We start from the raw sequence: 22,974 nt of genomic DNA on the forward strand, positions 1-22,974 counted from the left end.
TCGCCGACCTTGCCGACCGAGTCGTCGATCAGGCCCTTGATCTCCTTGGCCGCAGCGGCGGAGCGCTGGGCGAGGGTGCGCACTTCGGAGGCGACCACGGCGAACCCGCGGCCCTGTTCGCCGGCACGCGCGGCTTCCACCGCGGCGTTGAGCGCCAGGATATTGGTCTGGAAGGCGATGCCGTCGATGACGCTGATGATGTCGGCGATCTTCTTCGACGAGGCTTCAATCGCGCTCATGGTGGTGACGACCTGGCCAACCACGGTGCCGCCCTGGCTGGCGACGCCATGCGCGCCGATGGCGAGCTGGTTGGCCTGGCGCGCGTGTTCTGCGTTCTGGCGCACGGTGGAGGTCAGTTCCTCCATCGAGGCCGCGGTTTCTTCCAGGTTGGCAGCCTGCTGCTCGGTGCGGCGCGACAGGTCGCTGTTGCCGGTGGCGATTTCGCTGGCGGCCAGGTTGATGCTGGAGGCCGCGTGCTGGATGCGGCCGATGATGTCGGTCAGCTGTTCAACGGTGGCATTGGCATCGTCGCGCATGTTGGCGAACACGCCGTGGAAATCGCCCTGCATCTTCGCGGTCAGGTCGCCGCGGGCGATGGCCTGCAGCAGCTGCGACAGCTCGGACAGGTTGCCGTCGGTGGTTTCCATCAGCTGGTTGAGGCTGCTGACCATGTCGCGGAAATCATGCTGGTAGGCAGTGGCATCGCCGCGCACCGAGAAGTCGCCCTGTGCGGCGGCACCGGCCAGGCGCTTGATCTCATTGTTGATCGCCGACAGGCTGGCCTTGACCGCATCCACGGTCTCGGTGATGACGGCCTTCTCGCCGGGCAGGCGCTCGATATCAACGGACAGATCGCCATTGGCATAGCGCTTGATGATCTCCAGTGCGGACAGCAGCATCTGGATGTGCGAAGCGACCAGCGCGTTGCTTTCCTTGACCATCACGCCGTAGTCGCCGGGGAAGGCGGTCTCGTCCATGCGGTAACTGATCATGCCGGTCTCATGCTGGCGTGCCATCTCCCGCTGCGCGCCGATCACCGACTGCAGCTGCGCCTGCATGCGCTGCATGGACTGCAGCAGCATGCCAACCTCGTCGCGGCGCGAGGCGTCAATGCGGCGGTCGAGCTTGCCAGCGGCGACATCGTCGGCCACGCGCACGGCATCGGCCAGCGGAAGCATGATGGCGCGGATGATGGCCCAGCCCAATGTGGCGGCCAGCAGCAGCGCAAGACCCAGACCGATCACGATGGCGATCAACGAGCGCTGGTGTGCGCTGCGTGACTCGGCAGTCTGCTTGGTCAGCTGCTCCTGGTTGTACTGCGACATCTGCTTGAGCTGATCGAACAGGGCGCGGCGCAGCTTGCGCGAGTCGCCGCTGGAGATGGCATTGGCGGTGACGAAGTCATCGGCGGCGATCGCGGCGGCGATGCGGTCGTGTGCTTCGAAGTAACCGGCACGCAGCTCTTTCATCTTGTCGTACATCGCCAGCTCGGTGGCGCTGTAGTCGGCTTCGATGTCGTCGTAGGCCTTCTCTGCCGCTTCGATCAGCTTGCGGCTGTCGGCCATGCGCTTGTCGTAGTCGGCCAATTGTTCCGGGTTGCCCTGGTAGTTCAGCTGGGCCTGCTCGAAGGTGCGGTATTCGCCAAGCTGGGCGCGCATTTCACCAAGCTGCTGGACTGCAGGCATCCAGTTGTTGTTGACCTGCTGTATCTGGACGTCGGCCACGTTCATCCGCCACAGCGCAAACAGCGCAAGCAGCAAGGTGAGCAGGCTGGTGCTGCAGAACGCAAGCACCAGCTTTCGCGTGATCGACAGGTTCTGGAACCACTTCATTGCAGACATCTCCGTAGGCGGGCATAAGGGCGATCCGCAGGTCCGGCGCCCCTGGGGAATGTCATGCGTGGTGCAGGCCGCGACGGGGGCCCAGGTCGGTTGGAAAACCTGATTGCATTGCGAAGCGGTATCGGCACACCCGTGGCCTTCTTGAAGGCGGCGTGCGGCGATGATTCAGGCAAGCTGCCTCGCGCGCTCGTCCTGCGATCACAGTCATCACGTGCATGCATGCGTGCACGGCAAAACGCCGCATGCCCAGAAGCTGGGGATGCGGCGTCGGATGCCTGTTACGGAGTACTCAGGCCGCTTGCTGGGTACGCAGTGAACGTACCAGGCCACCGATGTCGACGATCAGCGCGACGCGGCCATCGCCGAGGATGGTGGCGCCAGAGACACCGCTGATGCGGCGGTAGTTGTTCTCGATGTTCTTGACCACGACCTGCTGCTGGCCGATCAACTCATCCACTTCCAGAGCGATCTTCTGGCCATCGCCCTCGACCACGACGACCAGCGGTTCGGCCTGCGGGTTGTCGGGGTAACCGTAGTACTCGCCCAGCGACAGGATCGGCAGATACTCGCCGCGAACGCGCAGTACCCGGCCTTCGCCGGCCATGGTGCGGATGTCGTCGGGCTGCGGCTGCAGCGCTTCCAGCACGTAGGCCAGCGGCAGGATCAGGGTTTCGCCGGCAACCGAGACGGTCATGCCGTCGAGGATGGCCAATGTCAGCGGCAGTCGGATCAGTACGCGGGTACCTGCACCGGTGCGGCTCTCCAGCTGCACTTCGCCACCCAGCGCCTGGATGTTGCGACGGACCACATCCATGCCGACGCCACGACCGGACAGGTCGGTGACCGCATCGGCGGTGGAAAAACCGGGCTGGAAGATCAGGTCCCAGACCTGGGCGTCGGTGGGGTTGTCCGGCACGCTCAAGCCGCGTTCCAGTGCCTTGGCCAGGATCTTGTCGCGGTTCAGGCCGCGGCCGTCGTCGCTGACTTCAATGACGATGTGGCCACCCTGATGCGATGCGGCCAGGGTAATCGTGCCGGTCTCGTCCTTGCCGGACTCGCGACGCACGTCCGGCATTTCCAGGCCGTGATCGATGGAGTTGCGGACCAGATGCACCAGGGGATCGGCGATCTTTTCGATCAAGCCCTTGTCCAGCTCGGTACCTTCGCCGATGGTGCGCAGGCGCACCTGCTTGCCGAGGCGGCTGGAGAGGTCACGGACCAGGCGCGGGAAGCGGCGGAACACGGCATCCACCGGCAGCATGCGCACGCCGATGACGGCTTCCTGCAGGTCGCGGGTATTGCGCTCCAACAGATCCAGGCCAGCCAGCAGCTGTTCGGCATGGGCCGGATCCAGACCGCCGGAAACCTGCTTGAGCATGGCCTGGGTGATGACCAGTTCGCCGACCAGATTGATCAGCGCATCGACCTTGTCGACGCTGACCCGGATCGAACTTTCGGCTTCGTGCTGCTGGCCGCTGGCGGGCGCTTTGACGGCGGCCTCGGCGATGTTGGCAACGGCCGCGGCCGGCGCTTCCACTGCAAGGCTGGGGGGGGCGGCCGGACGAATATCCAGCTCGCAATCATCGACCACCCAGGCAAAGGTGTCTTCGATGCGGCTGCGCGGCACTTTGCCAACCAGGCCCAGATCCCAGGCCAGGTAGGCTTCCAGGGGATCGAGCTGGTCGAAGCTGGGCAGGCGCGCCATGCGCGGTTCTACGTGCAGGGAACCCAAGGTTTCCAGCTCGCGGATGATGCGCAGTGGGTCGTTGCCGCTCATGAACAGCGACGGCGCAGGGGCAAAGCCAATCTGCCAGGCGTCCGGGGTTTCTTCCTGCTTGGCGGCTGCCACGGCAACCGGTGCTGCGCCAGAGAGCACGGCCTGCAAGCGGTCGGTTATCGCCTTGACCGCTGCCGGGTCGGCGGGCTGGCCGTGTTCGACTTCGCGAAGCAATGCGCGCAGTACGTCCACTGAACCCAGCATCGCGTCGACCGCGTTGCTTTCGAGTGCGCGCTTGCCCGCGCGCAGCTCATCGAGCAGGGTTTCCAGCACGTGGGTGAGTGCGGCAATGGCGTCGAAGCCAAAGGTGCCGGCGCCGCCCTTGATGGAGTGGGCGGCGCGGAACACCGAATTGATGACTTCAGGGTCGTGCTGGCCGTCTTCCAGTGCCAACAGGCCGGCCTCCATTGCATCCAGCCCTTCGCGGCTTTCTTCGAAGAAGGTGGCGTGGAAACGCTGCAGGTCCATGCTCATTGGCGCGGTATCCGATCGGTGGGGCAGGTGGGCTGATCAGCCCAGGACTTTCTGTACGGTGGCAACCAGCTGTTCTGGATTGAACGGCTTGACCAGCCAACCGGTGGCACCGGCGGCCTTGCCTTCGGATTTCTTGTCGGCGGCCGACTCGGTGGTCAGCATCAGCATCGGCGTGAACTTGTAGTCCGGCAGCTGGCGCAGCTCACGGATCAGCGAGATGCCGTCCATGTTCGGCATGTTGACGTCGGTGACCACGGCGTTGAAACGCTGGCCCTTGGCACGCCCCAGGGCGACCGCGCCGTCCTCGGCTTCTTCAACCGAGAAACCGGCCGAGGTGAGGGCGAAAGAGACCATCTGGCGCATCGACGCCGAGTCGTCCACCACCAAGATTCGTGCGCTCATGCAGCGTTCTCCACAGATTTCGTTGTGTCAGGGGTTGCTTCCAGACCGAGGGTCCGGAGGACACCGAGCAGGCGCGCGGCGTCACGGAAGGTATCGGTAGCGTTGTCAAAGACAGTGGCGTGACCGGCGTGTTGGCGTGCCAGTACAAAGGCGCACAGCACCTGCATCGCGGCGGTATGCACGCGGCCGACCTGGCCGGCATCCACGCGCAATTCGCCTGCTTGCGGCAGGTGGATTGCCAGTTGTTGCTTCAAGTCGCTGGTGGACTCGATGCCGAGATCCTGGGCGAGGGCCACAGTGCTCATCGTTGCTCCGAACGAACGTTACTGGGAGAGATAGCGGCGATGCGCTGGCGATCTTTAGGGCTGCGATGCGCTGCAGCAGATAGTGTTAACGGGCGCACGGTTTTGGGCTTTGCCCCCTCCCTTTCGCGCAGCGAAGGGGAGGGCTTGGGAGGGGTAGCTTTTGGCTGGGTAGTGCCGAGCCATGCTCGGCTGGAGCCTTACCGGTAAAGCCTCTGCCGAGCATGGCTCGGCCCGCGCCTTGCTCGGCTGCCGCCTGCCGGTCACCGCCCCTGCCGAGCATGGCTCGGCACTACCTTTGCCTCCTCCCCTTGGCTGCGCGAAAGGGAGGAGACGAAGGGGCAATCAGCGCAGCAGGCGGCCGGCGTCCAGCAGGATCATCGGTTGCTGGCCGACGCGGGCGATGCCCCGGAACAGCTCGTTGGAGATCTGGCAGATGCGCGCGGTGTCCGGTGGCTCGATCTGCGAATCGTTGAGGTTGGCGACGTCTTCCACTGCTGATACGCGCAGGCCCAGGGTCTCGCCATTTTCTTCCAGTACGACGATGCGGGTCTGCGAGTCTTCCGGTGCACTCTGCACGTCGAGATGACGGCACAGGTCCATCACCGGGACGACCTGGCCGCGCAGGTTCATGATCCCTAGCATGGCCGGACCGGTGCCGCGCAGTGCCAGCAGCGGTACCGGGAGGACGACTTCCTGCACCTTCAGCAGCTCCAGTGCATACGTTTGTTGGCCACAGCGCAGGCGCAGCCAGCGCGAGCTGCGCTCGGCGGCGCGGCGTTGCTGTGGACTGCTCGCTGGCCGCTGTGCCTGCGCTTGCAGTTCCTGCCAGGTGCTGGGACGTGCGTCTGACGAAGGCTCTGCCAGGGCGCGGACGTTCGGAGTGCTGCGCGGCGCCGGGACCGGGCTTGCCGGCAATCCTGCGGCGGTCTCAAACGCAGCCTGCAAGCTGGCGCTGTCGCTATGGGCGAGCTTGCGGCTTTCTGCCGGGCCGGTCTCGTAGATCACTTCATCCGGCAGGTCATCCCAGGTAGGAGGACGACCGGCATTGGCGGCACTGGTGGCCGCCATTGCGTCGTCGAACGCGGCCTGCAAGGCTGCGGTATCGCCGGACGCAATGCTTGCCGGAGCAGGTGCAGGGGCGGCTGAAGGCCTGGCTTGCGCTTCGGCCAGTGCGGCTTCGAACACGGCCTCAAGTTCAGCGCTGTCGCCCGGCACTTCGATCGCCGCCGCTTTGGCAGGCGCTGCGGGTGCGGGGGCCACCGCTGTGGGCACTGCCTCCAGCAGCAGTTCGCCGAGGTAGTCGTCGAGTACGTCGTTGCTCATGCGGCGCGCTCCAGCTGCGCGGCCTCGTTGAGCAACAGCCACTCAAGGGCGTGCCGGTAAGCGGCCATGCCGCGCCCCGGGTAATCGTCGCCGAGCACCGGCACGGTCAGGGCGGCGGGATTGCAGATGCGGGTGTCGACCGGAATGGCGTCTTCCCAGACGCGTTCACCATGACGTTCCTGCATCAACTTCAGGGTTTCATTGCCGGCGCGGGTGCGGCGGTCGAACAGCGTCGGCAGCACCGAAATAGGCAGGGGGCGCTTGCGCGAGCGCTCGACCATTTCACCAGTGCGGACCATGCCGTCCAGGCCGTGCAGGGCCAGCGGCTCGGCCTGGGTCGGGATGATCAGGCGGTCGGCCGCAGCCAGTGCATTGATCATCAACAAGCCCAGGGTTGGCGCGCAATCCAGCAGGATGTAGTCATGTTGTTCGCCGTGGCGGGCCAGGGCCTGCTGCAGGGCAAGGCCCAGACCAGGCTGGTTGGCGCTGCGACGTTCCAGCGTGGCCAGCGAGGCCTGCGCGCACAGATAGTCCAAGCCAGGAATGTCGCTGTGGCGGGCAAGCGAAGCGATCTCATGTGGCGGCGTGGCGAACAGTTCCTGCACGCCTTGCGGCACCGGCTCAACCGGTACGCCGAAGGCGCGGGTCAGCGAGGAGTGGGGGTCCAGGTCGATCAGCAGCACCTTGTGCCCGCGAGCGGCCAGGCCGCGGCCCAGCGACAAAGTGGTGGTGGTTTTGCCGACGCCGCCTTTTTGGTTGGCTATGGCCCAGATGCGCATCATTGGACTCCTTCGATGACCGCCGGTACTGCGCTGCGCACGCTGCTTGCGGCAGAACTGCCGCTGCTGTCGTCATCGCTGCTGGTACTGGCTGTGGTGTTGCCGGCAGCCGGCAGATCGGCCGCCGCTGCCGAATCGGCGAGGATGATCACCATCACCCGTCGGTTGCGGTTGCGCCCTTCGGGCGCGTCGTTGCTTTCGCGTGGACGGAACTGGCCGTAACCGACCATCGCCAGTCGTTGCGGCTGCACGCCATGGTCGGCGAACAGGTGCACCACGCTGGCGGCACGTGCGGCCGACAGTTCCCAGTTGGATGGGAACTGCGCGGTGGCGATCGGCAGGTTGTCGGTGTGGCCTTCGACGCGCACGCCGTTGGGCGCATCCAGCAGCACATCGGCCAGGGTGCCGAGCGTGTCGCGAGCGCTGACATCCAATGCCGCCGAGCCGGTGCTGAACAGGATGTCGCTGTTGATCTCGACTTCGATCCAGAGTTCGGTGCGGCGTACGGTGATGACGCCTTGCTTGACCAGCGGGGCAAGTGATTTGCTCAGGCGGTCAGCGATCTGGTTGAGCTGGCGCTCGGCGCGCTGCAGCTGTTCCTGGTTATGTGCGGACACCGGCATGCGCATATGCGATGCCATCGACGGCAACTGGGTTGGGTCTGCGAGCGCGCCGCCGGTCATGCTCGGCGCACTGATCACCGAGGGCGAGTCATAACCGCCGCCCTGCAATTGCTTGTTGCCTACCTGCACCTGGCTGATGGTGCGCGGGGCGCCGCCAAAGGCGGTGGTCAAGGCATCGGCCATGACCCGGTACTTGCCTTCGTTCAAGGACGAGATGGCGTACATCACCACGAAGAAGGCGAGCAGCAGCGTCATCAGGTCGGCATAGGGGATGGCCCATGCTTCGTGGTTGGCGTGCTCTTCGTGGTGCTTGCGGCGGGCCATGGCTCAGTTCACGAAGCCAGCGAGGCTGTTTTCGATATTGCGCGGGTTCTCGCCCTGGGCAATGGCGATCAGGCCTTCGATGATCATTTCACGCTCACGGCAGCTGCTGGCGATCACGCCCTTGAGCTTGGCAGACACCGGCAGGAACAGCAGGTTGGCCGAAGCGATGCCATAGATGGTGGCAGTGAACGCGGCAGCAATGCCATGGCCGAGCTTGCTCGGGTCGGCAAGATTCTTCATCACCGCGATCAGGCCGAGCACCGCGCCGATGATGCCCAGGGTGGGGGCATAGATGCCCATGCCCTCGAAGACCTTGGTGGCGGCCAGATCCTGTTGCTCCTGGCTGCCAAGTTCGATTTCCAGCATGTGGCGGATGGTGTCCGGCTCGACGCCATCGACCACCAGCTGCAGGCCTTTGCGGATGAACGGATCGTCCTGCAGCTCGACCTGCGGCTCCAGGCCGAGCAGGCCCTGGCGGCGGGCGATGTTGCTCCAGTCGACGATCTGCTGGACCAGCGCGCGGCGGTCGCTGGCTGGCGGGCGGATCACCCAGCGCACGATTTTGAAGGCGTGCTTGAACACGGCCGGCGAGGTGTGCAGCAGGATTGCTGCCAGGGTGCCGACGATGACGATCACGAACGCAGCAGGTGACCACAGCGAGGACAGGCCGGCGCCCTTGAGGATGCTGCCGCCCACCAGGGAGGCGAGGGCGAGGAAGAGTCCAATGATGCTGAGTCGGTCCATGGTGCGTATATCGGCCTCGTTGTAGCGGTCTTGAATCAGGGCGTTGCTTGAGCTCCTCTCCCGCGCGCGGGAGAGGGGTTGGGGTGAGGGTGCTCTTGGCTTCAAAAGCTAGAAGCTAGAAGCTAGAAGCTAGAAGCGCCCCTCACCCGCCCCGTCTTCGCGGGGCGCCCTCTCCCGCTTGCGGGAGAGGGGACTATCGGGATCGCGAGATTGCAGGGTTTGCGGACGGCTTGCGCCTGCATCACTTAGCTTTGCACTCCACGCAACCCATCCACATCCAGAATGAGCGCCATGCGGCCATCACCAATCAAGGTGGCGCCGGCATAACCGTTGAGGCCGCGCAGTGCGCGTGGCAACGGTTTGATCACCACTTCCTCGCGGCCGCGTACCTGGTCCACCACCAGACCGAAGCGGGCTTCGCCCATCTGCAGCACGACGATGGTCAGCAGCGAGGACGGTGCCGGGGTGATGCCCAGCCATTGGCGCAGGTCCAGCAGGGCCAGGGTGTGGGACTTGCGATCCAGCACCGCGCGACCATCGAACCAACCCAGCGAGGTGGCCGGTGCGTGCAGCACTTCCATCACGCGGGCCAAGGGCAGGGCATAGACGTCCTCGCCAGCCTGCACCAGCAGGGTCGGCAGGATCGCCAGGGTCAGCGGTACGCGGATCAGGAAGCGGCTGCCACGGCCCAGCTCGGACTGGATCTGGATCTGGCCGCTGAGCTCGCGGATACGCGACTGCACCACGTCCATGCCGACGCCGCGGCCGGAGATGTCGGTGACTTCCTGCTTGGTCGAGAAACCGGGCAGGAATACCAGGTGCAGGCACTCTTCGCTGCTCAGGCGGGCGGCGGCTTCCGGGTCGAGCAGGCCCTTGTCGCGGGCCTTGGCGCGCAGGCGTTCCGGGTCGATGCCGGCGCCATCGTCCTGCACTTCGATGCTGACGTAGTCGCCTTCCTGCTGTGCGGACAGGCGCACCCGGCCCATGCGCGGCTTGCCTTGGGCTTCGCGCAGTTCCGGCGATTCGACGCCATGATCGATGGCGTTGCGCACCAGGTGCACCAGCGGGTCGGCCAGCGCCTCGACCAGGTTGCGGTCCAGTTCGGTATCGGCGCCGATCAGCTCCAGATCGACTTCCTTCTGCAGTGAGCGGGCGACGTCACGGGCAACCTTGGGGAAGCGCGAGAACACCTTGCCGACCGGTTGCATGCGGGTGCGCATCACCGCCGATTGCAGGCGCGCGGTAGCGATGTCCAGGGTTGAGACTGCACGGTCGAGCTCTTCGTCCTTGAGGCGCATGCGCAAGGTCTTGAGCCGGTTGCGGGCCAGCACCAGTTCGCCGATCAGGTTGACGATGGCGTCCAGCCGCTTGGTGTCCACGCGCACGGTGTGCTCGGGTTCGGCGGCTTTTGCCGCTGCCGGTTTGGCGGCGCCGGCGGCAGCGCGGGGGGCTGCGGCCGGGGGCGCGGCTGGCCTGGGCTTGGCTGGCGCGGCGGGAACGGGCTGTACGGGAACGGCGCCAGGTGCGGCACCGCCATGCAGCTTGTCCAGCAGGGCTTCGAATTCGTCTTCGTCGATCAGGTCATCGCCGGCCTTTGCCGCTGCGACTGGCTGGGCACCGGGCGTACCGCTGCCGTGCAGTTCGTTGAGCAGGGCTTCGAACTCGTCTTCGCTGATCAGGTCGCTGTCACCGGCAGGCGCAGCGGCCGCTTGCACGACTGCGACCACGGGGGCGGCGCCAACATCGAACTGTGCGATCAGCGCAGCAGGTGCGTGCTCCGGTTCGGTGCCCGAGGAGACTGCGTCGAGCATGGCCTGCAGCCAATCCAGCGATTGCTGGGCGGCGTCGAAGTGATGTGCCAGCAGTTCGGCTTTGCCGGCCCGTGCCATGCCCAGGGTTTCTTCGGCGGCGTGGCACAGCTCCACCATCGGATGGATCGCCAGAAAACCGGCGCCACCTTTCAGCGTATGAAAGCCACGGAACACGGCGTTGAGCTGGTCGCTGTCGTGCGGTGCCTGTTCCAGCGTCACCAGCTGCTCGCCGAGGCGATCCAGGATCTCCTGCGCTTCGATGATGAAGTCGGCGGCGATGTCGTCGGCAAAAGCACTCATGCGTTACAGCCCCAGGTCCGAGAGCAGGTCGTCTGCGTCCACCTGCGACACGGCGTGGCGGTCCAGGCCATTGACGGCCGGGCCAGCCAGGCCCTGGTTGCGCGCTTCTTCTTCCGGCGGCGGCAGGCCGAGCGCGCCGAAACCTTCATGCACGCGACGGACGATGCCCACCACGCGGCGGATGATCTGCCCGGTCAGGTCCTGGTAGCTCTGGGTCAGCGCCACTTCGGTGAGGTTGTGGCGGATGCGTTCGAGGATTTCGCCCTGTTCGGCGTTCAACCCGTCCGCACGCAGGCGTTCGGTCAGCGCGCGGCATTCTTCGGCCAGATCGAGCGTGCGATGGGTGGCCTGCTCGGTCATCTGCACCACGTGGTCCAGGCGCGCGCAGGCGTCGTCCAGCTCACCGGCTTCGCTGGGCACGCTGGGCAGTTCGCCCAGCGCCTGGCCCAGTTCGCGTGCAAGCCTGCCCAGGCCGGACATCATCGGCTGCGTGCGCAGGGCGGCGAGTGCGTCGATTTCCCGACGCCAGCCAGCCTCATCGCCACTTTCCAATGCTGCCAGTGCGTCCTGCAGGCGCTGCACCAGGGCCGATTTGTCGCTCAATGCTTCCCCGGGCTGGTTCATCAGGCGCTCGCTGCCAGGCGTTCGAAGATCTTGCCGAGCTTCTCTTCCAGGGTCTGTGCGGTGAACGGCTTGATGATGTAGCCGTTCACGCCGCTCTGGGCGGCCTCGATGATCTGCTCGCGCTTGGCTTCGGCGGTAACCATCAGTACCGGCAAGGTCTTGAGCTTGGCATCGTTGCGGATCGCCTTGAGCAGCTCGATGCCGGTCATCACCGGCATGTTCCAGTCGGTGACGACGAAATCGAACGACTGCGTCTGCAGCATCGACAGCGCGGCATGCCCGTCCTCGGCTTCGGCGGTATTGGTGAAGCCCAGATCGCCGAGCAGGTTCTTGACGATGCGGCGCATCGTCGAGAAGTCGTCAACGATCAGGATGCGCATGTTCTTGTTCAAAAGACTTTCCTCTTCATGGTTCTTCGAGCCCGGCGTCGGCCGCCTCGAAAATCTTCAGTCGGCTACGCAGGCGCAGCGTGGCCTGGCCGTGGATCTGACAGACGCGGGATTCGCTCACGCCCAATACCGCGCCGATTTCCTTCAGGTTCAATTCCTGCTCGTAGTACAGCGACAGCACCAGCTGCTCGCGCTCGGGCAACTGGCCGATGGCCTTGCCGAGCTCGGCGCCGAACTGGCTGCGCTCCAATACCTGTTGCGGGTTGGGGCCGCCGGTGCTGGGGGTGTCCAGCTCGCCCTGGTCTTCGATCCGCGACTCCAGGCTCAAGACCTGGCCACGCGAGGCGTCTTCAACCAGTCGCATGTATTCGGGCAGCGGCAGCTCCATCGCTTCGGCCACTTCACTGGCGCTGGCCGCACGGCCGCTGCTCTGCTCAAGGCGGCGGATGGTGGCAGCGGCATCGCGGGCGCGGCGGTGCACCGAGCGCGGCACCCAGTCGCCACGGCGGATCTCGTCGATCATCGAGCCGCGGATGCGGATCGATGCGTAGGTTTCAAACGAAGCGCCCTGTTCGGCGTCATAGCTGCGCGAGGCCTCGATCAGGCCCATCATGCCGGCCTGGATCAGGTCATCGACCTCGACGCTGGCGGGCAGGCGCGCGGCCAGGTGGTGGGCGATGCGGCGTACCAGGTCGGCGTGGCGGGCAATGCAGTCATTGGCCGCGTTGCGCTGGACTTCACGGTATTGGGCGGCTGCATTGTTCATGCCTTCACCTTCTGCTGGATGATGCGTTCCAGGAAGAACTCAACGCCGCCGCGCGGGGCGGTTGGGGCTTGCCAGCGCGCGGTGCGACGGGCGATTTCGTTGATGGCCAGCGAGGCTGGCGCGGAAGGATAGAGCTTGACCACCGGCTGCTGGCGCTGCACCGACAGGCGCAGCCAGTCGTCCTGCGGTACGCAGCCCAGGTAGTTCAGGGAGACATCGATCAGGAACTTCTCGCAGACCCGCACCAGCTTTTCGTACAGGGCGCGGCCTTCGTTCGGGTCGCGGACCATATTGGCGACGACCTGGATGCGATCCACGCCGCGCTCGCGCGAGAGCACCTTGATCAGCGCGTAGGCATCGGTGATCGAGGCCGGCTCGTCGCAGACCACCACCACGGTGTCCTGGGCGGCCTGGCAGAAGGTCAGTACGCTGTCGGTGATGCCGGCGGCGGTGTCGATGATCATCACATCGAGCTCGCGCTCCAGCTCGGAGAAGACATTGACCAGGCCAACGTGCTCGGCCGGCTGCAGCTCGGCCATGTGCCGGCGACCGGAGGCGGCCGGCACCACCAGCACGCCGTTCGGGCCTTCGATGATGACTTCTTCCAGCGTGGCGCGTCCGGCGACCAGGTCGGCCAGGGTGTGCTTGGGCTGCAGGCCCAGCACCACGTCGATGTTGGCCAGGCCCAGGTCGGCGTCGAGCAGCAGGGTACGTTTGCCCATGCCTGCCAGTGCCACGGCCAGGTTGGCCGAGACATTGGTTTTACCTACACCGCCCTTGCCGCCAGTGACCGCGATGGTGCGTACCGGGCCGGCGGGTTCGTGCCGGGTTGCCGACAGCGGGAAGGTGTTGGTCAGCTTGGCGTACTCACGCGACTGCATTGTTCAACTCCGTGTTGCAGGGCATATCGGCCGCGCGGCGCAAATCTTCAAGGCGGAGTACAAGATTTGCGGCAGAGGCCCGATAAAGGTCTTCCGGGACGTCCTGGCCGTCGGTCACCCAGGTGATCGGCAGGCGGTGATCGACCGCCACCGACAGGGCAGAACCGAAGCGGCCGGTCTCGTCCAGCTTGGTCAGCACCACGCCCTGCGGGTTGGCGGCGCTGAAGCGGCGCACTACTTCGTCCATGTCCTGGAAGGCAGTGTTGGCGGGCAGTACCAGCAGGGTGCGGATCTGGCCGGCGGCGCGCAGCCACTGCAGCTGGGCGGTGAGGGCGCGGTCGCGCTGGCCCAGGCCGGCAGTGTCGATCAGCACCAGCTTGTAGTCGGCCAGCTTCTGCAGCAGCTGGTTGAGGTCGGTGCCGCTGTTGGCCTCATGCACGGCGATGCCGAGCTGGCGGCCGAAGCCGTACAGCTGCTCGCGGGCGCCGATGCGCTGGGTATCGGTGGTGACCAGGGCCACGTCGCGGGCGGCATGGGCTTCGGCGAAACGCGAGGCCAGCTTGGCGATGGTGGTGGTCTTGCCGGCACCGGTGGGGCCGACCAGGGCGATCACGCCGCCGGTTTCCATCGGGTCGACCGGGGCGATCGGCAGCTTCTTGGAGATAAGCCCCAGCATCAGGCCGCGGGCGCGGCTGGGATCGATGTCGGCCGGGATCTGGGTAGCGACGTCGCGGGCCAGGCCGGCGTCGAAGCCGTATTCGTCCATCAGGTCCAGCGCATTGGCGCGCACCGCGCTGCCACGCAGGCGTTCATCGGTGAAGCGGTTCATCTCGCGCTCGATCAGGTGGCGCATGCCGGCCACTTCCTGGCGCAGCTGGCTGAGCTGTTCGTCGTCGCGGGCGATGATCACCGGGCTGGTGGCGATCGGGTTGACCGGGGCAGTGCTGGCGACCGCTGCTGGAGCGGCGGTTTCGATGGCGACGGCGACCGGGGTTTCAGCCGATTGCGGGGCTGCGAACGCAGCGATCGGTGTAGCGATCGGCGCGACCTGCTCGATTGCAGGTGCCACCGCGGCGACGGCGAGGACCGGCGCAGCAGGAATTGCAGGGATTGCCACGGTAGCCGCCGGTTGCAGTGGGGCCAGCTCCGACTCCGGCATCGGCGGATCGATGACGAAGCGTGCGCGCTCGATCGAAGCAGGTGGCTCGATGGTGACGGCAGCGATGGCGTCGGCGAAGCTGGCCTGCTGGGTGACAGCGGGTACGGTTGCAAGCGGCGCGACCGCAGCGGCGCTGCCGGCCGGACGGAACGCCGGCACGATCGGCAGTTCGTCGGCGCTGGCCGGCTGGGTGGCAAACAAGGTCTGCGGGGCCGGCGCGCGGGGAGCGACTGGTTCAACCTCGGCCGACTTGAGCAGGCCGGCGAAGCGGCTGCCCGGTGCCAGCTCGATGCTGTTGTCGATGGAGCGACCGGTGGCGCCAACCGCCGAACGTGCCAGGGCGGCGACGGCCGAGGTGGTGGCGGTGACCGGTTCCGGTTCCGGTGCCTTGCGGCGGGTCATCGCGGCCATGATGGCTTCGGCGGCGCTGCGCGGCTTGGCCGGTGCCGGCGGGGCCGGGCGGCTGGCTTCCAGCGCCTGCTTCACCGCGGTCTCGTCGTAGTGCGCGGCAGCCACGATCTCCACACCTTCCTCGATCCGCCGGTTGGACAGGATCACGGCATCGGGGCCGTGTTCCTTGCGCACGAGGTTCATGGCGGTGCGCATGTCAGCGGCGACGAAACGTTTGATCTTCATGCTTTGGTACCGGGAGTGAGGCTGCGGCGAAGGAGTGGCGTTGGCGATGTCGAACATGGCGTGGCGGGCTCCTTCTTGCGGAATGGGTGCGGTGCAGCAGGTGTCTGGTTTCCGTCACCGGCATTGCTGACGGTGTCGGTTTTCGGGCTGCCTCAGCTGATCGTGCCGACCAGCTTCAGGCGTTTGTCTTCCGGCACTTCGCTGTAGGCCAGGACCGACAGCGAGGGAACGCTGTGGCGGACCAGGCGCGCCAGCGCGGCGCGGACCGGGGCCGGTACCAGCACTACAGCCGGCTCGTTGCGGGCCTCCTGCTTGCCGACGCAGTCGGCAAGGCTTTGGTGGAGGCGTTCGGCGAGACCAGGTTCCAGTGCGGCGCCATTACCTTGTGTTGACTCCTGCAAGACGCGTTCCAATTGCGGGTTGAGGGTGAACACCGGCAGCTCCGGCGAGGAGCCGGCGATTTCCTGCACGATGAAGCGGCCCAGCGCACCGCGTACCGAGGCGGTAAGCGCAGCGGGGTCCTGGGTGACCGGTGCGGCTTCGACCAGCGCTTCGGCGATCTTGCGCAGCTGGCGGATCGGGATGCGCTCGATCAGCAGGTTCTGCAGCACCCGGGCCACGGTGGACAGCGGCAGCGCCTTGGGCGAGAGGTCTTCGGCCAGCTTGGGCGCGCTCTTGGCCAGGGTCGCCAGCAGCTGCTGGACTTCTTCATGGCCGAGCAGTTCCGGCGCGTGCTCGCGGATCAGGTGCGACAGGTGGGTGGCGACCACGGTGGCGGGATCGACCACGGTGTAACCCAGCGACTCGGCATGGGCGCGCTGATGCGGTTGGATCCAGGTGGCGTCCAGGCCGAACGCCGGGTCCTTGCCGGCAATTCCTTCCAGCGTGCCCATGGCGCTGCCCGGGTCCAACGCCAGCTCGCGGTCCGGATGGATGTCGGCGGTGCTGACCGGCACGCCGTGGATCAGCAGGCGGTAATGGGTGGCCGGCAGCTCCAGGTTGTCGCGGATATGGACCGGCGGAATCAGGAAACCCAGGTCCTGGGTGAGTTTGCGGCGCACGCCCTTGATGCGTGTCATCAACTCGCCGCCCTGGGCCTTGTCGACCAGCGGAATCAGCCGGTAGCCGACTTCCAGGCCCAGTGGATCGACCGGGCGCAACTCGTCCCAGGTCAATTCAGCGGTTGGGGCGGGTTGCGGCTGGCCGAGGGCGTTCAAGCCACCTTCGTTGGTGCTGGTGTCGTTGGCGGAGGTCTTGGCGGCAGCGCTGGTCTCGCGTTTCCACAATTTCCAGGCGATGAAGCCAAGGATGGCGGCCAGGCTGAGGAAGGCCAGGTTCGGCATGCCCGGTACCAGGCCGACCAGGCCGATGATGCCGGCGGTGATGGCCAATGCACGGTACTGGCCGAACACCTGGCCCATCATCGCTTCGCTCATGTCCTGCGAGCGCGAGGCGCGGGTGACCAGCATGGCCACGGCGCTGGAAACCAGCAATGCCGGCAGCTGGGCCACCAGGCCGTCACCGATCGACAGCAGCGTATAGGTGGCCGCTGCGTCGCCGAACGGCATGCCGTGCTGCAGTACACCCACGGCCAGGCCGCCGAGCATGTTGATGAAAAGGATCAGGATGCCGGCGATGGCGTCGCCGCGGATGAATTTGCTGGCGCCGTCCATTGCGCCGTAGAAATCGGCTTCCTCGCGGACTTCTTCACGGCGGACCTTGGCTTCCTCGCGCGTCAGCAAACCGGCGTTGAGGTCGGCGTCGATCGCCATCTGCTTGCCGGGCATGGCGTCCAGGATGAAGCGCGCGGTCACTTCCGACACGCGTCCGGCACCCTTGGTGATGACCACGAAGTTGATGATGGTCAGGATCGCGAACACCACGATGCCGACGGCGTAGTTGCCGCCGATGACGAATTCACCGAAGGCGGCGATCACCTTGCCGGCGGCTTCGTGGCCGTCCTGGCCATTGAGCAGGATGACGCGGGTGGAGGCCACGTTCAGTGCCAGCCGCAGCATGGTGGTGACCAGCAGCACGATCGGGAAGATGGTGAAGTCCAGCGGTCGCTTCACGTACACGACGGCCAGCAGCACCAGCATGGAGATGGCGATGTTCAGGGTGAACAGGGCATCCAGCACCGTCGGGGCCAGCGGCACCACCACCATTGCCAGCAGGGCCAGCACGATCAATGGCGCGCCAAGCCCGTGGCGCAGCATGTCCAGGACGCGGCGTGCGGAGAAACCCGAGGTCTGGGCGTTCATCGGGTGCCTCCCTTGCCGAACTCGTCAATATCGATGGGTGCCATCTGCGGCATCGGGCCCGTGCGCCATTGGCGCAGCTGGTAGACGTAGGACAGGACCAGGGCAACAGCCGAATACAGTCTCACGGGGATTTCCTTGCCGAGTTGGCTTTCCCGATACAAGGCGCGTGCCAAAGGCGGTGACGAGACGACGGCGACCTTGTTGCCGTCGGCTACCTGGCGGATGCGCAGGGCCAGTTCGTCGACGCCACGGGCGACCACGGTGGGGGCGCCCATGCGTCCGCTCTCGTATTTCAGGGCGACCGCATAGTGGGTGGGGTTGACCAGCACCACGTCGGCGGTGGGCACGGCTTCCATCATCCGTCGCTGTGACAGCTGCATCTGCATCTGCCGGATGCGGCCCTTGACCTCGGGGCTGCCCTCGCTTTCCTTCATCTCACGGCGCAGCTCCTCGCGGGTCATCTTCAGCTTCCGCAGCCAGTTCCACTTCTGGTAGGGCGCGTCGATGGCGGCGAGCAGGGCCATGGCACCTGCGGTGGCCAGCAGCAGCTTGAGGGTGAAGCCCAGGCCGCGGCCAACGGCGCTCTCCAGTGGCAGGTGCAGCAGCCCGCGGAGGCCGTCGGCACCTTGCCAGATGCACAGGCCGGCGGCCGTGCCGACGAAGGCCACGCGCAGCATTGATTTGACCAGTTCGGCCAATGCTTCGGCGCCGACCAGACGCTTCATCCCGGTCAACGGGTTCATGCGCTTGAGATCGGGCATCAGCGCTTTGTTGGAGAACTGCAGCCCGCCCATCAAGGCCGGGGCAATCATGCCGGCCGCCAGGCACACCAGGAGCAGGGGGCTGAAGGCCAGCATCAGCTTGAGCAACATCCAGCCAGCGTGGCCGAACAGGGCGTTCGGGGTATTGAGCAGCCCGACCTCAGGCGACAACGCGGCCTTCATCCACTGCCGGGCGGAATTGCCCATCGAGCCGGCCATGGCGTACAGCGCCAGCACGGCGGCGACGAACACCGCGGCGGTCGCCAGCTCGCGCGAGCGCGGGATATTGCCTTGCTCGCGGGCCTCGCGCAGGCGTTTTTCGGTGGGGAGTTCGGTTTTTTCCCCGGCCTGTTCGTTCTCGGACATTGCATGGCATGGAAGGAGGGTTCTTCCATGGCCGTGCAAAAATCATTCCAGAACGGTTTCCGGTAGTGCCGAGCCATGCTCGGCTGGGGCATTACAAGCAATCCCACTGTAGTGCCGAGCCATGCTCGGCAAGGGCTATACCGGTAAATCCCCCTGACGAGCATGGCTCGGCACTACAGGCGTGGGTTCATGGGTAATGCCCCTGCCGAGCATGGCTCGGCACTACGGGGCTACTCCTGGCTGGTGTTGAACGAAGCCAGCCGTGCTTCCAGGGCCGCATGCTGGGCGTCGCCGCCGTGCAGGCGCATGAAGTTCTCCGCACTGACCGGGCGGCCGAGCAGGTAGCCCTGCAGGTGATCGCAGCCCAGCCGTTCCACATAGGAACGTTGACCTTGGGTCTCGATGCCCTCGGCGACGATCTCCATGTTCAGCGCGTGCCCAAGGGCAACGATGGCCGAGACGATCACCACGTCTTCGTCGCTTTCTTCCAACGCCAGCACGAAGGCGCGATCGATCTTGATCTCGGTGGCGGGCAAGCGCTTCAGGTGCAGCAGGCTGGACACACCGATGCCGAAATCGTCGATGGAGATGCCGACGCCGAGCGCGGCGACGCTGCGCAGCACCGCGATGGCATTGTCGGTGTCGCGCATCACCGCGCCTTCGCTGATCTCCAGAATCAGGCGCGAGGGCTCAAGATCGTTGCGTTCCAGCGCGCTGCGCACATCCTCGATCAGCTTCGGCGAGCCCAGCTGGCGCCCCGACAGGTTGACCGCCACCCGCCACTCGCTGTTGCCGGCATCCTGCCAGCAACGCATCTGCCGGCAGGCTTCGTCCAGCACCCAGTTGCCGATCACATCCATCAGGCCGCTCTGTTCGGTCAGCCGGATGATGCGCTCGGCCGGCACATAGCCGTGTTCGGGGTGACGCCAGCGGATAAGCGCTTCGGCACCGCTGATGCGGCCGCTGTTGGCGTGCACGCGCGGCTGGTAGTGCAGTGACAGCTGCGGCGTGCCCAGGGCCTTGCGCAGGTCTTCCAGTAGACGCCGGTCCTGCTCGACGTTGTCGTTCATCCAGTCGGCGAACACCGCATGCGTGTTGCGCCCGGATTGCCTGGCATAGGCCATGGCGGTCTCGGCCATGGCGATCAGCTGCGCGGCGGTGTTGCCGACCTGCGGGTGCTCGACGATGCCCAGGCTGGCGGTGATGCGCAGCTCACGCCCGCCAACGCGCACGGAATTGACCGCCATCATGATGCGGTCGGCCAGCGAGTCCAGCTCCTCGGCATGCCTGAGTTGGGTGGCGATGACGAACTGGTCGCCACCAAGGCGGCCGACCAGGTCATCGGCTGGAAGCAGCTGACGCAGGCGTTCGCCGATGTCGACCAGGGCGGCATCGCCGGTCTGCGAGCCAAATGCGCCATTGATATGGCGAAAGCCATCCAGGTCGATGGACATCACCACGAACGGTTGGTTGCCCTGCAACAGTTGTTCGATACGCTCATGCGAGAGCTGGCGGTTGGGCAGGCGGGTCAGCGAGTCGTGCTGGCTGGCATGGAACAGTTCCTTGCGGGCATCGTCCAGCGACGCTGCCAGCATCGAATTGCGCAGATGCAGCAAACGCGCCTGCATGCGCTGCTCGAACAGGGAAATGGTCAGTACCACGCCCATCACGCCAACGGTCAGCAGCACCACGCAGGCAGCCAGCCATTCGGTGGGAACGCCGCCGGTGGTGGCCGCGGTGCAGACGGAGTTTGCGGGAAAACGTGCCGCCGCCATGCCGGTGTAGTGCATGCCGACGATGGCCAGACCCATCACCGCGGCCGCGATCAGGCGCGGTGGCAACGCATGTTCGACCGTGCGCAGGCGGAAGGCGATATACAAGGCGCTCCATGAAGCAGCCACCGCGATCACGATCGAAAGCACGAACCAGACCCGGTCGTAGTCGATCTCCGGGGTCATCTTCAGCGCCGACATGCCGACGTAGTGCATCCAGGCGATGCCCAGGCCCATCAACAATGCGCCCAGTGCAAGGCGCAGGTGCGGCAGGGTGGGGCGCGACACCAGCCACAGGGCAAAGATCGAGGCGGCGACCGCTACCAGCAGTGACTCCACGGTCAGCCACAGGTCGTAGCCCAGCGGGATGGGCAGGCGGAACGCCAGCATGCCGACAAAGTGCATCGACCAGATGCCCGCACCCATGGCAACACCGCCGGCCAGCAGCCAGCGGGCGGCGGCGCGACGTGGTTGCGAGGCGGATACCCGTGAGGCCATGTCCAGCGCCGTGAACGAGGCGAGGATTGCCACCAGGATCGACAGCACGACAAACAACGGGTTGTAGCTGCCAACGAGCATCAAACCTCTCCCTAAGGTTGTCGCGCCGCGGTCGCGGAAGCGAGATGTCGTAGCCGGTTCCGCATTCCCCTGCGGCCCGTGCTGTACCCCGGACTATCCACCGGTATAGGGGAACCGGCAAGAGGGCCTTCAGGCAATGTGAAATCCAAAAACGTGAGCTGTGTAGGGCGTCACATTGTTACTTGCCGCGCCGTATCAAAGGCGGTGTCGAACAGGCGCTGTACCGGCGGCCCCATTTCCCCAGCCAGCAGGGTGAGCAGTGACAGGCCGATCAGCAGGGCAACCGGCAGGCCCAGCTGCATGGGGTTGAGTGCCGGTGCCGCACGGGAAAGGACGCCAAAGACCAGGTTGATCGCCAGCATCGCCACCACCAACGGCAGCGCCAGTGACAGTGCACCCCGGAAGATCTGCAGGGCAAGGGTCGGCGCCAGCGTGGCGACCGCATGCGGATCGGGCAGGGCGGTGCCGATGGGCAGTGCCTTGTAGCTGTCCACCAGCAATGAGATCACTGCCAGATGGCCATTGCTGGTGAAAAACAGCAGGCCGAACATCAGGTAGAACCATTGCCCGATCACGCCGGAGCTGCCGCCGCGCATCGGGTCGGCCATCTGCGCGAAGGCCAGGCCGGTGCTCTGCGCGATCATTTCGCCGGCCATGGCGCCGGCTTCGAAGATCAGCCGCAGCAGGAAGCCGATGCTGACCCCCACGGCTACCTCGCGCAGGATGCTGAGCACGGTCATCGAGTCAAAGCCGTTGAAGATCGGCACCGGCGGCAGGACCGGCGACAGTGCCACGGACAGTGCCACCGCCAGCAGCGCCCGCACCCGCGCCGGTACCGCACGGGTGCCGATCATCGGCATGGCCATCAGCATCGCGCCGATGCGCAGCATGATCCACAGGGTATTGCCGATGATGGCAAAGGCCTGCTGGCCGTCGATGACTGTCTGGGTGACCGAGTCCATCGCGCTAACCGATCAGGTGCGGAATGCGCTGGAACAACATGACGGTGAACTCGACCAGGTGACCCAGCAGCAGGCTGCCCAGCGCAAACAGCGCCGCGGTCAGGGCCGCGGCCTTGGCGACAAAGGCGATGGTCGGCTCGTTGATCTGGGTAGCGGCCTGGATGACGCCGACAACCACGCCGACGACCAGCACGACAAGTAGCAAGGGACCGGCGATCCACAAGGTGGCGACCAGGCCGCCGCGGAGTTCGGTGAGGGCAAGTTCGGGACTCATGCCGGTGCAGATGCAAGAGCGGTGCCACTGCGTTGGCGGCGGGTTTTTGGCGGGGCGGCGGCGTGCTTTTTAAGGAGCGGCGTAAGCCGCGAAGCTGATGCTCTACCAGATCGAGGCTGGATCACCGGCCGAACAAGTCCAGCGTCGCGGTTTACACCGCTCCCACATTCTCTGCTGCTGGCTTGCTGCGGTAGCCCTCGCCGACCGCCTGCAGGCCGGCGATCGCAAAGCGGTGCAGATGTGCCAGCAGCGGCTGCGATGGGCCTTGCACCACTGCCTGCAACGGGCCGGGTACGTCTCGGCCGATCACGATCAACATCATGCAGGGCGCGGCGACGCTCAGCAGGCAGCGCAGCAGGGCCGGTTCAGTGGCGGGAATGCCGGATATCTCACTGAGGATCTGCGCCACCGCCATCATCTTCGGCGGAACCGCTTCTTCCATCAGCACCTGTAGATGCGAAGAGGGCGCCAGCAGTTCGCGTGCCAGCACGCGTGGTGCCCAGGCCTCGGGTTGCTGGGCGCGCTGGACCAGGCCGGCGAGCAATTCGTACAGGCGCTGCTCCGGGTTCAGCGCACTGCCGGCGATCCGCTGCAGGTCATCAAGATCGAGCAGCTGCCGGTGGGCTTCCAGCAGCACCGCCTGGTACAGGCCGTTGCGGCTGCCGAAGTGGTAGTTGATGGATGCCAGGTCGGCAGCGGCCAGCTGGGCCACGGCCTTGCTGGTGGTTTCGGCAAAGCCCTGTTGCGAGAACAGCTGGCCGGCCGCCTCCAGCAGGCGGGCACGGGTGGCCTCGCCGTCGGTGCGTGGTCCGCGTGGGGTGGTTTTCTGAGTACTCATTGC

General features: G+C 65.8%; 20 protein-coding genes. All 20 read right to left on the reverse strand.

Going from position 1 to position 22,974, the window contains the following annotated elements; translation table 11 throughout:
- A partial coding sequence (locus AC13FW_RS08170; RefSeq protein WP_482988776.1) for a methyl-accepting chemotaxis protein occupies positions 1–1,832 on the reverse strand: 1,832 nt, incomplete at its 3' end.
- A 298-nt stretch (positions 1,833–2,130) separates the two neighbouring features.
- Positions 2,131–4,092 carry a chemotaxis protein CheA gene (locus AC13FW_RS08175; protein WP_296250540.1) on the reverse strand — a complete coding sequence of 654 codons (1,962 nt, stop codon included), beginning with the start codon at positions 4,090–4,092 and terminating at the stop codon, positions 2,131–2,133.
- 36 nt (positions 4,093–4,128) lie between these two features.
- Complete coding sequence (locus AC13FW_RS08180) at positions 4,129–4,494, reverse strand: response regulator (RefSeq protein WP_038688521.1); 366 nt, start codon at positions 4,492–4,494, stop codon at positions 4,129–4,131.
- A complete protein-coding gene (locus AC13FW_RS08185; RefSeq protein WP_482988777.1) occupies positions 4,491–4,799 on the reverse strand; it encodes an STAS domain-containing protein in 309 nt (102 codons plus the stop codon). Before AC13FW_RS08185 ends, AC13FW_RS08180 begins: the two co-directional genes overlap by 4 nt.
- A 342-nt stretch (positions 4,800–5,141) precedes the next feature.
- Positions 5,142–6,122 (reverse strand): chemotaxis protein CheW, encoded by a 981-nt coding sequence (locus AC13FW_RS08190; RefSeq protein ID WP_482988778.1) that lies wholly within the window; start codon positions 6,120–6,122, stop codon positions 5,142–5,144.
- A complete protein-coding gene (locus AC13FW_RS08195; RefSeq protein WP_282271259.1) occupies positions 6,119–6,901 on the reverse strand; it encodes a ParA family protein in 783 nt (260 codons plus the stop codon). The genes AC13FW_RS08190 and AC13FW_RS08195 overlap by 4 nt, the downstream gene beginning before the upstream one ends.
- Positions 6,901–7,848, reverse strand: coding sequence for a flagellar motor protein MotD (gene motD / locus AC13FW_RS08200; protein ID WP_282271261.1), 948 nt, complete (start codon positions 7,846–7,848; stop codon positions 6,901–6,903). The genes AC13FW_RS08195 and motD overlap by 1 nt, the downstream gene beginning before the upstream one ends.
- Positions 7,849–7,851: 3 nt before the next feature.
- Positions 7,852–8,592 carry a flagellar motor protein gene (locus AC13FW_RS08205; RefSeq protein ID WP_296250550.1) on the reverse strand — a complete coding sequence of 247 codons (741 nt, stop codon included), beginning with the start codon at positions 8,590–8,592 and terminating at the stop codon, positions 7,852–7,854.
- A gap of 245 nt (positions 8,593–8,837) precedes the next feature.
- Complete coding sequence (locus AC13FW_RS08210) at positions 8,838–10,703, reverse strand: chemotaxis protein CheA (protein WP_482988779.1); 1,866 nt, start codon at positions 10,701–10,703, stop codon at positions 8,838–8,840.
- A gap of 3 nt (positions 10,704–10,706) precedes the next feature.
- Positions 10,707–11,327, reverse strand: a complete 621-nt coding sequence (locus tag AC13FW_RS08215) for a protein phosphatase CheZ (protein ID WP_282271265.1) — start codon at positions 11,325–11,327, stop codon at positions 10,707–10,709.
- Positions 11,327–11,719, reverse strand: coding sequence for a chemotaxis response regulator CheY (gene cheY / locus AC13FW_RS08220; RefSeq protein WP_282271267.1), 393 nt, complete (start codon positions 11,717–11,719; stop codon positions 11,327–11,329). The genes AC13FW_RS08215 and cheY overlap by 1 nt, the downstream gene beginning before the upstream one ends.
- Positions 11,720–11,732: 13 nt before the next feature.
- A complete protein-coding gene (locus AC13FW_RS08225) occupies positions 11,733–12,482 on the reverse strand; it encodes an RNA polymerase sigma factor FliA (RefSeq protein WP_481510679.1) in 750 nt (249 codons plus the stop codon).
- Positions 12,479–13,363, reverse strand: coding sequence for a MinD/ParA family ATP-binding protein (locus tag AC13FW_RS08230; protein ID WP_282271271.1), 885 nt, complete (start codon positions 13,361–13,363; stop codon positions 12,479–12,481). The genes AC13FW_RS08225 and AC13FW_RS08230 overlap by 4 nt, the downstream gene beginning before the upstream one ends.
- Positions 13,350–15,158: a flagellar biosynthesis GTPase FlhF gene (gene flhF / locus AC13FW_RS08235; protein ID WP_482988780.1), complete on the reverse strand. Its 1,809-nt coding sequence runs from the start codon at positions 15,156–15,158 to the stop codon at positions 13,350–13,352. The genes AC13FW_RS08230 and flhF overlap by 14 nt, the downstream gene beginning before the upstream one ends.
- A 152-nt stretch (positions 15,159–15,310) precedes the next feature.
- On the reverse strand, positions 15,311–17,419 hold the full coding sequence (flhA, locus tag AC13FW_RS08240; RefSeq protein ID WP_482988781.1) for a flagellar biosynthesis protein FlhA: 2,109 nt from the start codon (positions 17,417–17,419) through the stop codon (positions 15,311–15,313).
- Positions 17,416–18,546, reverse strand: coding sequence for a flagellar biosynthesis protein FlhB (gene flhB / locus AC13FW_RS08245; protein WP_482988782.1), 1,131 nt, complete (start codon positions 18,544–18,546; stop codon positions 17,416–17,418). The genes flhA and flhB overlap by 4 nt, the downstream gene beginning before the upstream one ends.
- Positions 18,547–18,776: 230 nt before the next feature.
- Positions 18,777–20,897 (reverse strand): putative bifunctional diguanylate cyclase/phosphodiesterase, encoded by a 2,121-nt coding sequence (locus AC13FW_RS08250; RefSeq protein ID WP_482988783.1) that lies wholly within the window; start codon positions 20,895–20,897, stop codon positions 18,777–18,779.
- Between the two features lie 170 nt (positions 20,898–21,067).
- Positions 21,068–21,859 carry a flagellar biosynthetic protein FliR gene (fliR, locus tag AC13FW_RS08255; protein ID WP_482988784.1) on the reverse strand — a complete coding sequence of 264 codons (792 nt, stop codon included), beginning with the start codon at positions 21,857–21,859 and terminating at the stop codon, positions 21,068–21,070.
- 4 nt (positions 21,860–21,863) lie between these two features.
- Positions 21,864–22,133: a flagellar biosynthetic protein FliQ gene (locus AC13FW_RS08260; protein WP_282269983.1), complete on the reverse strand. Its 270-nt coding sequence runs from the start codon at positions 22,131–22,133 to the stop codon at positions 21,864–21,866.
- A gap of 151 nt (positions 22,134–22,284) precedes the next feature.
- Positions 22,285–22,971, reverse strand: a complete 687-nt coding sequence (locus tag AC13FW_RS08265; RefSeq protein ID WP_482988785.1) for a TetR/AcrR family transcriptional regulator — start codon at positions 22,969–22,971, stop codon at positions 22,285–22,287.
- Positions 22,972–22,974 lie beyond the last annotated feature (3 nt).

This window comes from Stenotrophomonas sp. 21LCFQ19 (assembly GCF_056861425.1).